Source organism: Streptomyces purpurogeneiscleroticus (genome assembly GCF_020024005.1).
Classification (GTDB): domain Bacteria; phylum Actinomycetota; class Actinomycetes; order Streptomycetales; family Streptomycetaceae; genus Streptomyces; species Streptomyces purpurogeneiscleroticus.
In genome coordinates this window covers 14,891-28,647 of the sequence record NZ_NHSG01000187.1, presented here as the reverse complement: position 1 = coordinate 28,647, position 13,757 = coordinate 14,891, and the positions used below count along the sequence as shown (strand labels likewise).

General features: G+C 68.6%; 11 protein-coding genes and 1 pseudogene. 7 read left to right on the top strand and 5 right to left on the bottom strand.

The genetic code is table 11. The features are described from left to right. From CCS38_RS11945 to CCS38_RS11935, 3 genes are all read left to right on the top strand, one after another. Positions 1 to 2,359: AMP-binding protein (locus CCS38_RS11945; protein WP_223733215.1), on the top strand; the 2,359-nt coding region annotated here is incomplete at its 5' end. 69 nt (positions 2,360 to 2,428) lie between these two features. Next, a complete protein-coding gene (locus CCS38_RS11940) occupies positions 2,429 to 3,526 on the top strand; it encodes a Zn-dependent alcohol dehydrogenase (RefSeq protein WP_223733214.1) in 1,098 nt (365 codons plus the stop codon). A gap of 30 nt (positions 3,527 to 3,556) precedes the next feature. Then, a complete protein-coding gene (locus CCS38_RS11935) occupies positions 3,557 to 5,020 on the top strand; it encodes an aldehyde dehydrogenase family protein (protein WP_223733213.1) in 1,464 nt (487 codons plus the stop codon). 102 nt (positions 5,021 to 5,122) lie between these two features. Here the strand turns inward: CCS38_RS11935 and CCS38_RS11930 are convergent, their stop codons facing one another. Continuing rightward, entirely contained in the window at positions 5,123 to 5,758 is a 636-nt protein-coding gene (locus CCS38_RS11930) for a TetR/AcrR family transcriptional regulator (protein ID WP_223733212.1), read from the bottom strand. Between the two features lie 218 nt (positions 5,759 to 5,976). Here CCS38_RS11930 and CCS38_RS11925 point away from each other — a divergent pair, with 218 nt between their 5' ends. The 4 genes from CCS38_RS11925 to CCS38_RS11910 all read left to right on the top strand — a co-directional run bounded on the left by CCS38_RS11925 (position 5,977) and on the right by CCS38_RS11910 (position 10,092). Next, entirely contained in the window at positions 5,977 to 7,176 is a 1,200-nt protein-coding gene (locus tag CCS38_RS11925) for an MFS transporter (protein WP_223733211.1), read from the top strand. Positions 7,177 to 7,293: 117 nt separating this feature from the next. Next, positions 7,294 to 7,986 (top strand): transporter, encoded by a 693-nt coding sequence (locus CCS38_RS11920; RefSeq protein WP_223733210.1) that lies wholly within the window; start codon positions 7,294 to 7,296, stop codon positions 7,984 to 7,986. Positions 7,987 to 8,029: 43 nt separating this feature from the next. Then, positions 8,030 to 9,376 carry an NAD(P)/FAD-dependent oxidoreductase gene (locus tag CCS38_RS11915; RefSeq protein WP_223733209.1) on the top strand — a complete coding sequence of 449 codons (1,347 nt, stop codon included), beginning with the start codon at positions 8,030 to 8,032 and terminating at the stop codon, positions 9,374 to 9,376. Then, positions 9,340 to 10,092: a sodium:solute symporter family transporter gene (locus CCS38_RS11910; RefSeq protein WP_223733208.1), complete on the top strand. Its 753-nt coding sequence runs from the start codon at positions 9,340 to 9,342 to the stop codon at positions 10,090 to 10,092. The genes CCS38_RS11915 and CCS38_RS11910 overlap by 37 nt, the downstream gene beginning before the upstream one ends. Here CCS38_RS11910 and CCS38_RS11905 read toward each other — a convergent pair. The 4 genes and pseudogenes from CCS38_RS11905 to CCS38_RS11895 all read right to left on the bottom strand — a co-directional run bounded on the left by CCS38_RS11905 (position 10,085) and on the right by CCS38_RS11895 (position 13,755). After that, positions 10,085 to 12,226 carry an ATP-binding SpoIIE family protein phosphatase gene (locus CCS38_RS11905; protein ID WP_223733207.1) on the bottom strand — a complete coding sequence of 714 codons (2,142 nt, stop codon included), beginning with the start codon at positions 12,224 to 12,226 and terminating at the stop codon, positions 10,085 to 10,087. The two genes, CCS38_RS11910 and CCS38_RS11905, sit on opposite strands and share 8 nt — an antisense overlap. A 149-nt stretch (positions 12,227 to 12,375) precedes the next feature. Then, positions 12,376 to 13,272, bottom strand: coding sequence for an MBL fold metallo-hydrolase (locus CCS38_RS11900; RefSeq protein WP_223733206.1), 897 nt, complete (start codon positions 13,270 to 13,272; stop codon positions 12,376 to 12,378). Positions 13,273 to 13,306: 34 nt separating this feature from the next. Then, a pseudogene (locus CCS38_RS35700) lies at positions 13,307 to 13,501 on the bottom strand (FAD-dependent oxidoreductase); the annotation flags it as partial. A 17-nt stretch (positions 13,502 to 13,518) separates the two neighbouring features. Next, complete coding sequence (locus CCS38_RS11895) at positions 13,519 to 13,755, bottom strand: hypothetical protein (RefSeq protein WP_223733205.1); 237 nt, start codon at positions 13,753 to 13,755, stop codon at positions 13,519 to 13,521. Positions 13,756 to 13,757: the final 2 nt, after the last annotated feature.

Here is a 13,757-nt window from a genome sequence, read left to right as displayed (position 1 = left end):
CACCCTCCCGACCCTGACCGAGCTGCTGTCGCGGCGGGCACAGGATGCACCGGATCGGGAGTTCCTGCGCTTCGGCGAGTGGTCGTGGAGCTTTGCCGAGATCGACGCGTGGAGTTCCCGGCTGGCGCACCGGTTGATCGAGCTCGACGGCGTACAGGCGGGCGACCGTGTTGCGATCATGCTCCCGAACGTCGTGCACTGGCCGGTCGGCTGGCTCGCCGTACTGAAGGCCGGCGCGGTCGCCGTACCGATCAACTGCTCCTACCAGCGGGGCGACCTCGCCTTCGTCCTCCGGGACTCGGGCGCACGCGTCGCATTCACCGACTCCGAGCGGTCCGGGCTGATCGACGAAGTCCTGGCAACTGAGGGCGGGCTCGCCGGCTTCCGTGTCGTCGACGTCGCCGACGACGGGTCCGAGCCCTTCCCGGACACGGCGCCGGCGGTGCCGGTCGATGCCGGGACGCTGGTGAACCTGCAGTACACCTCCGGCACGACCGGTTTCCCCAAGGCGTGCATGCTCACCCACGACTACTGGGTCAGGCTGGGCTGGATCTGTGCGGCGGCGACCGGACTCGGTACCGAGGACGTGCTGTTGACGGCACAGCCCTTCTCCTACATGGATCCGCAGTGGAACACGGCGCTCGCACTCACGGTCGGGGCCCCGCTGGTCGTGTTGCCCCGGTTCTCCGCGTCGACCTTCATGGCGGACGTCCGCCGGCACCGCGCGACCTTTTTCTACGTCCTCGGGTCGATGCCCACGCTGTTGTTCAAGCAGCCGCCGGTGCCCGAGGACCGTGACAACGACGTACGCCAGGTGTTCTGTTCGGGCATTCCCGTCGGTCTTCATGCCCAGCTGGAGGAGCGATGGGGCGCGCCGTGGCGGGAGATCTACGGGATGACCGAGTCCGGGGTCGACCTGTTCAGCCCGTTCGCCGACGCCGGTGCCGTCGGGAGCGGGAGCCTGGGGCAGCCGGTGCCGACCAAGCAGGTCCGCGTCGTCGACTCCGCCGGCGACGAGGTGCCGGCCGGCGAACCCGGTGAGCTGGTCATCTCGGGCAAGCCCATGATGAACGGCTACTGGAACCGCCCGGAGGACACGGCCAGGGTCCTGCGCAATGGGGGTCCCCCCGGCAGTCAGGGCGTAGCCGCCGGGGGAAGCTGGCTCCACACCGGTGACGTCGTCGTCCGCCGGCCCGACCACGGCATCCAGCTGGTCGGCAGGATCAAGGACATGGTGCGCCGCGGCGGCGAGAACGTCGCGAGCGTCGAGGTCGAGGCCGCCCTCGAGCGCGACGACGTGGTCGTCGCGGCCGCGGTCGTCGCCGAACCCGACGAGACCCTCGGTGAGGAGGTCAAGGCATTCGTCCAGCCGGCGGCCGGTGTGCCGTGGAATCGTGCGACGGCCGAGGAGATCGTCGAGCGGGCCGGCAAGGAGCTCGCTCGCTTCAAGGTGCCGCGCTACGTCGAGTTCGTCGCCGACTTCCCCCGGACGCCGTCCGAACGCATCTCCAAGGCGGCGCTCAAGGCACGCGCCGTGGACGAGCCCGGTGTGACCTACGACCTGCGTGCACGACGGAGCGGGACGGCGGCACCTGCCGCATCCGGCGGAGGATTCCTCGACGTCGACGTCGTGCGGGGCGTTGCAGTGCTGACGCTCCGGCGCCCGGAGAAGCTCAATGCCATGGACGTTGCCACCCGGCTGCGGCTGGCCACGGTCATCCGCGAGTTCGGGACCGGCGAGAGCGTGCGTGGGATCGTGCTCACGGGCGAGGGGCGGGCCTTCTCCGCGGGGGAGGACCTCCAGAGCGTGCCGTCCACGGACGCTGAGGCCCGTGCGGCGTTCGCGAGCTTCCACGACATCACCCGGGCCATCCTGGAGACGCAGGTACCCGTAGTCGCGGCTGTCAACGGACTCGCGGTCGGGGGAGCCTCGGAGATCACGCTGTGTTGTGACGCTCGCATCGGAACCCGGGCGACGGAGTACTACCAGCCGGAGAACGGCCGGGGCATCACGATCTCGAACGCGTCCAGCGTGCTGCTGAGGCGCCTCATCGGGAGCCATGCGATGCGCATGGTGCTCGGATCACCTCGAATCCCAGCCGATGAGGCGCTGCGGATCGGGCTCCTGGACGAGATCGTCGAGCCCGACGCCCTGATCGGCCGGGCCATCGACACCGTCATCGAGTGGACGCCCGAGGGGAACACGACGGCCCTTCACCTCGCTCTCCTGCGCCCTCAGGCGGAGGAGGTCGAAGCGGCCTTCGCCCGTGAGGACCTCGCCGCGATGACGGCGTGGGAGAGCGGAGTCCTCAGTGCGGGCATCAAGGGCTTCTGGTCCGCCAAGGGCACCGGTGCGTAAATCTCGCCCTGGGCTCGCCGGCACCTTCAACAGACCAATGCCACAGGAATCGACAGAGGGGACGTCGACATGATCGACACCCAGGCCGCGGTACTCACCGCGGTCAACGAGCCGCTCGAGCTGACCGACATTCGGGTGGACGATCCGGAGCCGCAGGAAGTGCGGGTCGCGGTCACGAACGTGGGGCTGTGCCACAGCGACCTGCACTACATGACCGGGACGGTTCCGACCGACCTGCCGGTCGTGGTCGGGCACGAGGTGGCGGGCGTGGTCGAGGCGGTCGGGGCGCAGGTGTCCGGCCTGCGTCCCGGGGACCGCGTGGTCGGCGCGCTGACACCCTCCTGCGGCCGCTGCACCAACTGTGAGGCGGGACGGTCGACCCAGTGCCGGCGTCTCGAGGAGATACGCCGACGTCCGCGGCCCGCGTTCCAGACCCCGGACGGCCGGCCGATCGAGCGGCTCGGCGCCATCGGGGCATTCTCCCGGCACGTCCTCATGCGTGAGAACGCGCTGGTGAGGCTCCCTGACGACGTACCGCTGCACGTCGGGTGCCTCTTGGCCTGCTGCGTCATCACCGGCGTCGGCGCCGTCTTCCGCGGCGCTCAGGTAAGGCCGGGCAGTACGGTGGCGGTCATCGGCTGTGGCGGCGTCGGATCGGCCATCATCCAGGGGGCCAGGCTCGCCGGAGCGTCGGCGATCGTCGCGATCGACCTGGACGACGCACGGCTCAAGGCAGCGCGCGGCTACGGCGCGACTCACGTCATCAACGGCGGAGAAGGCGACGTTGTTGCGGAACTCCACCGCCAGTTGGGCGACGGAGCGGACTACTCCTTCGAGGCGGTCGGCTCGGCCCGTACCGCGGCCACGGCCGTGGCCCTCCTGCGCCCGACGGGCACCGCGTGCCTGGTCGGGATCGCGCCCGGAGGTACCGAGCTCAGCATCCCGGCATCGGACTTCTTCTTCGAGGAAAAGCGGCTCATCGGCTCCTACATGGGCTCGGGTCAGGCGCGGCAGGACATCCTCCAGCTCGCGCGCCTGTACCAGCAGGGGCGCCTGCTGCTCGACGAGATGGTGACGCGGGTCATCCCGTTCGGCGAGATCAACGAGGGCTTCGAGGCGATGAAGTCCGGTGATGTGACCCGCATCGTCGTCGATCTCCAGTCCTGACCGGCAAGTGAAAATACAGAGGTGAGCTCCATGGCGAGCAACGAGATCACGATCCCCCAGCCGGTGAACTACATCGCCGACGAGTGGAGCGAGTGCCCGACGGTCGAGGACGCCTGGAACGTCGACCCCAACACGCGCGAGCCCGTCCACCGCCTCGTCACGACAGCACCCGACGATCTCGATCGGGCGCTGCAACACGCAGAGGGCGTGTACGACATCGGCCAGTGGGACGAGGACGCCCGGCGTGAGCGCGCCGATATGCTCGAGCGCGTCGCCGAGATCATCGAGACCCGTGCCGAGGACATCGCACGGACGGACTCGCTGACCAGCGGCACACCCATCAGCGTCACGCGCAAGGTTGCGGCCTTCCTGCCCGCGAGGATCCGGGCGTCCGCGTTGGACCTGGTGAACATCCCGCGCGTCACCGCGCTGGCGGCCGGCGGCCGCGACGTCCGCCTCCACAAGGTGCCGTGGGGGCCGGCCGCGATCCTCACGCCGTGGAACGGTCCGAGCTTCATTCCCGCCGCCAAGATGGCCAGCGCGATCGCGGCCGGCTGCCCCGTCATCCTCAAGCCCTCGGAGCACGCGCCCAGCAGCGCGCAGATCATCGTCGAGTGCTTCGTCGAGGCGGGCCTGCCCAGCGGCGCGCTGCAGCTGGTGCACGGCGGCGGCGACGTCGGCGCCAGGCTGACTGCCGACTCACGCATCAAGATCGTCTCGTTCACCGGCGGGCCGGGTGCAGGGCGCGCCATCGCGCGGGCCGGCGCGGAGGACTTCAAGGTCCTGCAGTTGGAGCTCGGCGGCAACAATCCGGTGCTCGTGCTGGACGATGCCGACCTCGACGTCGCCGCCGACGGCATCCTCGACGGCATGACCAAGCTCAACGGTCAGTGGTGTGAGGGGCCGGGCAAGATCCTCGCGCACCGCAGCCTGGTCGACCCGCTTCTCGAGGCGCTGACCGAGCGGATCTCCAAGCTCGTCGTCGGTCGCTCCCTCGACGAGGACGTCGAGATCGGCCCGATCTCCAACGCACCGCACTTCCGGACCCTCCAGAGCAGGATCGAGGGGCTGCGTGACCTAGGGGCGAGCATCCGCCGGCCCGCCCAACTGCCTGAGCTCGACGGCTTCTTCATGTCCCCGACGATCGCGGCCGGCGCCGACCCCGCTCAGGCCACCGCCGAGCTGTTCGGACCGGTCGTCTCCCTGCACGCCGTGGACTCCACCGAGCAGGCGTTGCGTTGCGCCAACGCCAATCCCTCGGGCCTCGATGCCTACGTGTTCGGCGCCGACACCGACCGCGCGATCGACGTCGGCTCCCGCATCATGTCCGGCGAGGTGCGCGTCAACGGCGCCAAGCTCGCCGACCTCGGTGAGGAGTCGGCTCAGAGCTTCTGGGGCCCGGCCGGCATCGGCGGCCACGGGCCGGCGGAGTCGGTACGCGTCTTCTGCGGCGACCGGGTCGTCGGCGTCGACTCGCCCGATCTGCCGTTGTGACAACACCACACATGCTCTGTGGGAGGCCGGGCCCCGGGCCTCCCGCCGCGCACACCCATGACGAAGGGCAGCAGCTCGAGCGCGGCCGCGTTCATGAGTCCATCACAGCGCCGCAGGAGAAGATCCGAGCCGAACCGCGAGCCAGTTCTCCAGTACGGAGACGGCGATTTCCATCTGCTGCGTTGCGGCGGACCGATCCCCGTAGGTCATCCAGTGCAGGGCGAAACCGTCGGCCAAGGCGGCGATGACATAGGCGATCTGGTCGATGGTCTCTGCGTCGACCGGGTGGTCCGAGGTGGCGCCGCGAAGCGCAGTACGCGCCGTCTCCAGGGCCTGGTCGTACACCGCGATACCGCGGTCTCCGTGCTGACGCCGTGCCCAGCTGATGAGTTCCAGCGTCGCCGCGGCGAAGTTGGCCGACTCGAGGTAGCACTCCATGACACCGCGCAGGAGCTGGCGAGCCGTGTCCACCAGGTTGGCGTGCGGATCGCTGTCCTTGAGCACCTCGCGGAACTTGCCGGCTACGAAATCGTAGACATCGGCGAAGAGGTCCTCCTTGGAGTCATAGCAGTAGTGCAGCATCGCCAGGTTCGCCTGAGCCTGCTCGGCAATCCGCCGGGTCGTCGCGCCTTCGATGCCGTGGACCGCGATGACTTCCACGGCGGCGCTGATGAAGTCGCTACGCCGTTGGGCGACGGAGATCCGTGGCACGAAATCCTCCCGGTGCAACGCGTCCACTCAGTTGGACGCTTGATTAAGTCAGCACTCAGCTTAGCAGTTGCGCCTGTCGTCGACGGTTGCTGCGGCCGCGCCGTGATTTTTATTAGTCATGTGTCTTGAACACATGACTAACTTCGCCTTAGCGTATGAGGCGGATCACAAGCCGGACCGCCATCGGTGCCGGGCTCCCGGGCCATGTCTGATCAGCCACCTCTGATCGGGAACTGGAGAGAACCGTGACAGAGATCCACCGACCTGCAGGACTGGCCGGCGAGGCGCCTTCTCGCCCTGCGCCGAACAAAGGGCTGCCCATCGGTGCAGGCGCGCTGCTGGTCGTCCTGACCAACGCCGTCATCTTCATCCTGCCGCCGCTCCTGCCGGTCATTCAGGCTCAGTACGGCCTCGCCACAGTGGCCGAGACGACGTGGCTCTACACGGCACTGACCCTCGGCGGGGGAGCGGGTTTCGGCGGCTTCGTCGTCGAGAACATGTCACTGCGGAGCTTCTTCATCATCCTCGCCGCGGTGTGCGCGGCCACGACCGTTGCGTCGTACGCCACGATCCCCCACGCCCCGCCTGCCGAGCGCGCCGGCCGCATCGGAGTACTCGGCACGGTGTGGATGATCGCTTGGGTCGCGACGGTTCTCCTGACTCTGACGCAGGGCTTGGTGTGGGGCAGCGCGGCACTCATTCCGTTGGTCATCGGCATCGTCGGTGGCATCGCGTGGGTGCGCGTCGAGCGCAGATCGTCCTCGGCGGTGTTCGACGTCGCAATGATGAAGGCTCCTCCGGTCACCGCTTCGTGCTTGTGCATCGCGTTGTTCGCAGCGCTGAACTCGGCTTTCCTGCTCCTGCTCAGCACGTACGCCCAGACCAGTCCTGCGGCTCTTCGGCCGGCGGACGCCTACGGCCTCGGGCTCAGCGCTCTGGAGACCGGCTTGCTCATGGCGCCCTTCGCGGTGGCGTTCCTGGTCCGCGGCACCGTGCTCGACCGTGCTTTGTTCAACGGCCGCGGTGTGCCCGTCTTCGTCATCGGAGCGCTTGTCAGCGCTGCGGGGCTGGCGTGGCTCGCCGTGGCACACGACGAGCAGTGGCACTACCTCGTAGGCGCTGCCGTCATGGGGCTCGGCTGCAGAATCGGCTACGCGGCCGGCTTCACCCTGGTGCAGATGGCAGTGCCCGAGGAGAAGGCCGGAATGGCAACCGGTGCCGCCGGCACCTTCATGGCCGTGGGTTTCGCCTTCGGTACGGCACTGGTGAGCGGCGACCTCAGCGCCTCCCTGGTTCCGGTGCCCGGAACCGGTCTCGAGGTCGCCGCAAAGGGCCTCTACGGCATCGGCTACTGGCTGTCGGGAATTCTCGCCCTGCTCGTCGTGGTGACCGTACTGATCTCACGCGCTCGGTCCCGTCGGTGGGCCGGAATCGCCGCGTCCTGAACCAGCCCCTCCCTCCGACGGCAGCCACGTCCGAGGCAATCCAACGACCCCCTGCACGAATTGGCCTTCTGCTCAGCAATGGAGGCCCAGCAGACCAGCGGAAAGGAACCGCACACCATGAAAGAACTGCTCTTCATGCTGGCCGACCTCTGGATGATCTTCGCCGGCTTCTTCTACGGTTGGAAATTCATTCGGCGGTACAACAACTACCTGCTCGGCCTGGAATGGATCATCGTCGCCACGTCCGGCTCGAACTTCCTCGTCTGGTCCCTCATCGGCGGCGACCCGGACAGCTTCCTGTACTCCATCGCGTACTTCTTCGACGCCTTCTCGAGATCGGTGGGCATCACCCTGATTCTCGTCATGGGCCTGATGCGCGTCACGCACCGGTACAAGCCGACACTGGCGGTCGACATCGGCGTGTTCGCGCTGGCCACCGTCGCCGGGCTGTATCTCCAGCAATTCCGCGGCCATGAGCTGCACGTCGGCCCGGCAATGTACTACGTCGTCGTCAACGCGCTCACGACCCTGTTCCTCGCCTATTTCTCATGGCGGCTCTGGAAGATTCGTGCCAAGGGGCTGGCCATTGGTGCTGCGCTCGCTACCGCTGCGGGGACCGCCATCGCGCTCATATACGACTTCTTCCCGATCCCGGACGACGAGCACCGCACCACCCACTACATTCTCGCCCTCACTACCTGGGGATTCCAGATGTTCGTGTACTTCCTCGCCTACCGCGCTCTGCACAACCACAACGTGGCGACGGGTGCGGAACCGGCTTCGAGCGAACACAGCGTTGCTCGGGCCTGAGCAACGCACCAAGGATCAGAGCACATCCCCGAGGAGCGATCAGATGAAGACCGACAACGTCGAGTACACCACCTTCAGCGGCTGGGCCGATCCGCCCGCAGACGTCCTGCCGGCCCTGGCCGGCGACCTCACCTGCGAGGTCGTGGTCGTCGGCGGTGGCCTCGGCGGCATGTCGACGGCGCTGCGGCTGGCCGAACGTGGTCAAGACGTGGTGCTGCTGGAGGCCGAATTCTGCGGACACGGCGCCAGCTCCCGCAACGCAGGGCAACTGGCGGGTGCTCCAGGCGGGGACCTCCAGCTCCTCAACCTGCTCTTCCGCAAGAAGATGCCCGGCATGATCCGGCTTGCCGAGCACGCCGCACACCACGTGGAAGACCTCATCAAGGCGCACGACATCGACTGCGACTACGAACAGACGGGCAACGTCTTCGCTGCGGTGTCACGTGGACAGATGGGCCGAGTGCGCCGAGTGGCCAAGATCCTTCAGCGCGCCGGCGGCCACGTGGAAGTGGGCACGAGCGAAGAGCTCGGAATCCCCCGCGGATTCCTCGGCGGGATGCGCGAGGTGGTCGGGGGAATCATGAATCCCGGCAGGTTCACCTTGGGTGTGCGCCGCGCACTGCTCCGCTCGTCCGCGCGAGTCTTCGAGCGGACGAAGGTCACCGACGTCAGGCGCGACCGCGGTCGGGTAGTCCTCACGACTCCTCAGGGGGAGGTGCGGGCGAACAAAGTGGTTCTGGCGACGAACGCGTACGCGGGAGAGTGGGACATCACTCCTCCACGGCTCTCCGTGCCCATCTGGGTCATCGAGGTGGAGACTCAGCCCATCGATCCTGCCCGTTTGGCGGCACTGGGGTGGACGAGTCGGTCGGGACTCGTCACCCAGCACAACATCATGGAGAACTACCGCCTGACGCCGCGCAACACCATCGTGTTCGGCGTCCGACGGCTCGAGCGCGGCACGACGTATCCACTTCCGCAGAAGGAGCCGGACCCGGCGCTCGTCGAAGAACTCGCAGAAGCCCTCGCGACGCGGTTTCCGGCTCTTTCCGACGTCGCGATCGATCGTGCGTGGGGAGGATGGATCGCGATCGCCTCGTCCTGGCTTCCGCTCGCCGGGCAGATCGACGACAACATCTTCTACTCGATCGCCTGCAACGGCCACGGTCTGGCCCAAGCGCCCTATGTGGGGTCCCTCATTGCCGATCTGATCGCAGACGGCAAACGTCACGAGGACTTGCAGGAATTGTGGATGAAGAAGCCTGAGTTTCCACGCCCGATGATGATGGGCCCGCTGGGACTGCGCGCCATCTGGACCGTCGACCGTTTCAACGATCTGGTCAACGGAAGCCGATGCAATGCCCGACGAGGCTCTGTGCCTGTGGCCTGACCGTTCGACTGACCGGTGCCTACTTCCTCCTTCTGATCGCCACCGGCTTCGCAGCCGCGGCCGTGGTGGGCGGCAGGGACATCGGTATGGTCGACGGCAACGGGCAGGCGTCCCCGGTCCTGCTGGCCTCCGATGTCCTGGGGAACGGCTCCGCCATGCGCGTCGCGCTGATCACCGCTGTGGCGTGTGCCGCCTTCCTCGTCATCCTCACGACCGTAACGAGCGTGATGTTCGCAGCCGCCGTCACCCTCGCGCACGATGTGTTCGCGCGTGCCGACGGTCCGCGCGCCACCGGCCGACACGTGCGGGCGCTGCGTCTGGCCATCGTCGTCCTGGGGGCCATGGGCCTGACGCTGTCCGCGGCCGCTCACCGGTATTCGGTGGAGTTCCTGGCCATCTTCTCGATGAGCGTCGCGGCGACATGCGTGGCCCCGGTGCTCGTCTACTCCTTCTTCTGGCCCCGGTTCAACCGCAGAGGGCTGTTGTGGTCCGTCTACGGGGGGCTGCTGCTGTGCACCGTCCTCACGATGTTCTCTCCCACCGTGTCCGGCTCCGCGTACGCGCTCATGCCGGACGCGGATTTCCATTGGTACCCGTTCCGCACTCCGGGCCTGCTCTCCGTACCCGCGGCGTTCGTCCTCGGCTGGTTCGGCAGCAGGAACCCGGTCCGGGGCCCGGTTCGCGCCGGGAGAGTGGCGGAGCAGAGCGTCAGCTGAGGACGCCGTCCGCATCGGTGGGCAGGGCCTGTTCCGCCCAGATCACCTTGCCCTCGCGGCTGTGCCGTGTGCCCCAGCGCTCGGCGAGCTGGGCGACCAGCAGCAGGCCACGCCCGCCCTCGTCGAAGGTGCGGGCGTGGCGCAGGTGCGGGGAAGTGCTGTTCGTGTCGAAGACCTCGCAGGTCAGCGTGGACTGGAGGATCAGCCGCAGCTGGATCGGGCCCTTGCCGTAACGGATCGCGTTGGTGACCAGTTCGCTGACGATCAGTTCCGTGGCGAAGGACAGTTCCTCCAGTCCCCAGGCGGTGAGCGTTTCGGACGTGTGGCCACGGGCGCCGGCGACGGCCGCCGGGTCCGAGGGGAGGTCGAGCGTGGTGACATGGCCGGGGTCGAGGGCCAGGGTCCGCGCCACCAGCAGGGCGACGTCATCGGACCGGTTGCTGGGCAGTACGGCGGCCAGCAACCGGTCGCAGATCTCCTCCGGCGTGTCCGGCCCGTCGGCGAGGGCGTCGCACAGCGCGGCGCGCGCGGAGTCGACGTCACGGCCGCGGCTCTGGATGAGACCGTCGGTGTACAGGGTCAGCAGACTGCCCTCCGCCAGCTCGAACTGAGCCGTCTCGAAGGGGAGCCCGCCCAGGCCCAGGGGCGGGCCGATCGGCATCTCGGGAAAGTCGACCGACCACCTGGCGCCAATGTCCTTGGCGGGAAGGGGAGTTGACACGGCCGGGGCGACATGGCCGGCGCTGGCCAGCGTGCACACGCGGGACACCGGATCGTAGACCGCGTACAGGCAGGTGGCGCTCAGTTCGCCGTCTTCCCGAGCTTCCTCGCGCTGCAGACGGATGACCACGTCGTCCAGATGTGTGAGGAGTTCATCGGGCATCAGGTCGATGTCCGCGAAGGCCCGGACGGCCGTGCGCAGGCGGCCCATCGTGGCGGCGGCGTGCAGGCCGCGCCCGACGACATCGCCGACGACGAGGGCGACCCGCGCTCCGGACAGTGGGATCACGTCGTACCAGTCACCGCCCACGCCCGCCCGTGCACCGCTCGGCAGATAGCGGGACGCCGTGTCGACGGCGGACTGCTCCACCGCGCGCTGCGGCAGCAGGCTGCGCTGGAGGGTGAGCGCGGTGGTGCGCTCCTGGCTGTACCGGCGGGCGTTGTCGATGGACACCGCCGCCAGTGCCGCGATCTCCTGGGCCAGCAGGAGGTCGTCGTCATCGAAGGGAGCCGTGGTGCTGCGGCGGAGGAACTGGGCGAGGCCCAGGGTGTGGCCGCGCGCCCGCAGGGGCAACAGAAGGGCCGAGTGGTGGACGGACGCGGGCGCCGTGACGCGGTGCGGGCGCGGCTGTCCCGAGGCCAGAGCGCGCGCCGGTTCCGACTCCGCCGGGTAGGTGTGCGTCCGGCCGGTGGCGACCGGCAGGTCCACGTCGCCGTCCAGCGCCGAACGCTGGGCGATACGACGCAGCACCGGCGTGCGCGCGGCCGGCGTGGACGGATGGGCGTCGCCGTCGTGGAGCAGGGAGTCGAGGAGGTCGACGGTGACCAGGTCGGCGAAGTCCTCGGTGCCGAACTCCGCCAGCTCCTCGGCGGTACGGGCGGTGTCGAGACTCGTCCCGATCCGCCGGCTCGCCTCGTTGGCCAGCAGCAGCCGGCGCTGCACCCGCCGGTCGCGCTCCTCCTGATAGGCCGCGACGACCTGCTCCGAGCCGCGGTCGACGTATGCGAAGGCCGCACCGACCAGCCGCATGGCCGCGGCGTTCATCAGCTCCCAGTCGTCGCTGAGCCGTGCTGCCTCGCCCTGGATCAGCTGGATGAGCATCATGTGGGCGAGGCGGTAGGAGCGCAGCAGCTGGCTGATCGGCACCCCGCTCCGGGCGGCCTGGCGGGCGACCTCCAGCGCCTTGGGCGGCGCCTCGACCTCCGTCACCTCGATACGCCGTTCGAGTACATCGAGGAACCTGGTGATGTGCCCGGCCGTCTCCTCCAGAGCGAGCTCGGCGATCTCGTCGTGCTCCCACAGCTCGGGCATGTCGACGCGCAGGCGTCGCAGCAGCAGGTCGGCCGACTCCTCCGCCCGGGGTCTGAGCTCCTGAGCCAGACGACGGAGGAACATGTCGACATCGATGCCCATACCGAAAACGTACCGAAGCTCCCAGATCCGCGCCCCTCCAGCGCGGCCGGGCAAGCCGGGGTGCCCACCGCGGCCGACGTCTTGCCCGCGCCTGACGCCGTGCCCTGCTCCGGGCCCGTCCCTCGGGCCGCTGTGCGGCCGTCGCGGCTCTACGTGGCGCGGAAACGACCATGCTCCACCTCCACGACCCGCCCTTCGGTCATCAAGCGGTCCAGGTGCTGTACCGCCGTTCGCCGCTCCACGGGCCCCACCTGTGGCAATTCGACGTGGGGCCGGTAGACCAGCCGGTGCTCGACGACCTCCTCGACGGTCCGGGGTTCGCCGAGGAAGGCCAGCAGCGTCGCCTCCCGCTTCTTCACCACTTCGGCGAAGGCGTCGAGCCGGCGCCGGAACTCCGCCGCGCCCTCGATCACGCCCTTCTGGTGGGAGGTGCCGTACCAGCGTGCGTCGATCTCCCGGCACCGGCGCATCGACGCCTCGAAGTCCACGAGGCTGCTGCCCACGTCGCCGTAGTACGGTCCGAACGACGTCAGGTCGATGTCCGCCACGAACAGGAAACCCTCCGGCTCGATCAGGAAGCCGCTGTGGCCCGCGGTGTGGCCGGGGAGGTGCACGACGGTGACGGTGCGTCCGCCCAGGTCGAAGACGGTGCCGTCCGCGAACCCTGTCGCGTCCGGACGGCCGTGCACGTGGAAGTGTTCCCGCAGCCCCTTGTCGGCCTCGTCAGCTGCCTCGGGCGGAAGACCGAATCCGGCGACCAGGACCTCGCGGGAGCGCAACGCATCGAGATCGCCGTGGTGGACGTGGACCGGCACCTCGTAGCTGCCGAGACCGGCGATGTGGTCCTCGTGTGCATGGCTGACGAGTACCGCGTCCGCGGGTGGCGCGTCCTCGACGAGTGAGAGGGAGGGATCGATCACCAGCGATTCGCCGGCGCCGCGCACGAGCAGTGAGTTGCCGTACGGGTAGGCGCCCCGGTCGGCGCCGACGAGCACGTTGACCTCGCCGTATTCCACTGTCGTGTATCCGGTTGTGCGTGTTTCCATTGCTGCAACTTCCTTCGGCGAGGCGGTCGGCGAGGAGCGTGCTCAGGTAGGGCGCTTGGGCGAGTCCGTGGCCGTTGCAGGCGATGAGGTAGGAGACATTCCTGGTGGCCTCTCCGACGACCGGCAGCCATGGCGGTGTCATCGCGATCCAGCCGCCCCGGGCCCGTTGGACCGCGACATCGTAAAGGGAGGGGCAGCGGGCGCGAAAGGCGCGAGTGAGGTCCGCCACGGCCGCCAGGGGCCGGCTTACGAGCGCCGATCGCGCCCCGCGGAACAGCTCGTCCAGCCGGTCGCTTTGAGGCGGTCAGGGGCGATCGGTTCGGTCTCGATCACGCTGACCCGGACCGGCGCTGCCAGCCGCTTCGGGGTGATCGCAAGGTCGCGGGAGTAGCGTTCGAGGAACGTGCCCGGCAGGCCGAGGTCCCGGCCGTCTGCGAACTCGACGCCTGCGCCCGCCTTCTGGAATATCCGCGCCCGGAGCATCG

Excerpts from the sequence above, each read along its gene's own strand:
- CCS38_RS11900 (WP_223733206.1), bottom strand. The coding sequence starts at position 13,272 with ATGGAAACACGCACAACCGGATACACGACAGTGGAATACGGCGAGGTC.
- CCS38_RS11915 (WP_223733209.1), top strand. The coding sequence starts at position 8,030 with ATGAAGACCGACAACGTCGAGTACACCACCTTCAGCGGCTGGGCCGAT.
- CCS38_RS11910 (WP_223733208.1), top strand. The coding sequence starts at position 9,340 with ATGCAATGCCCGACGAGGCTCTGTGCCTGTGGCCTGACCGTTCGACTG.
- CCS38_RS11905 (WP_223733207.1), bottom strand. The coding sequence starts at position 12,226 with ATGGGCATCGATGTCGACATGTTCCTCCGTCGTCTGGCTCAGGAGCTC.
- CCS38_RS11895 (WP_223733205.1), bottom strand. The coding sequence starts at position 13,755 with ATGCTCCGGGCGCGGATATTCCAGAAGGCGGGCGCAGGCGTCGAGTTC.
- CCS38_RS11940 (WP_223733214.1), top strand. The coding sequence starts at position 2,429 with ATGATCGACACCCAGGCCGCGGTACTCACCGCGGTCAACGAGCCGCTC.
- CCS38_RS11935 (WP_223733213.1), top strand. The coding sequence starts at position 3,557 with ATGGCGAGCAACGAGATCACGATCCCCCAGCCGGTGAACTACATCGCC.
- CCS38_RS11920 (WP_223733210.1), top strand. The coding sequence starts at position 7,294 with ATGAAAGAACTGCTCTTCATGCTGGCCGACCTCTGGATGATCTTCGCC.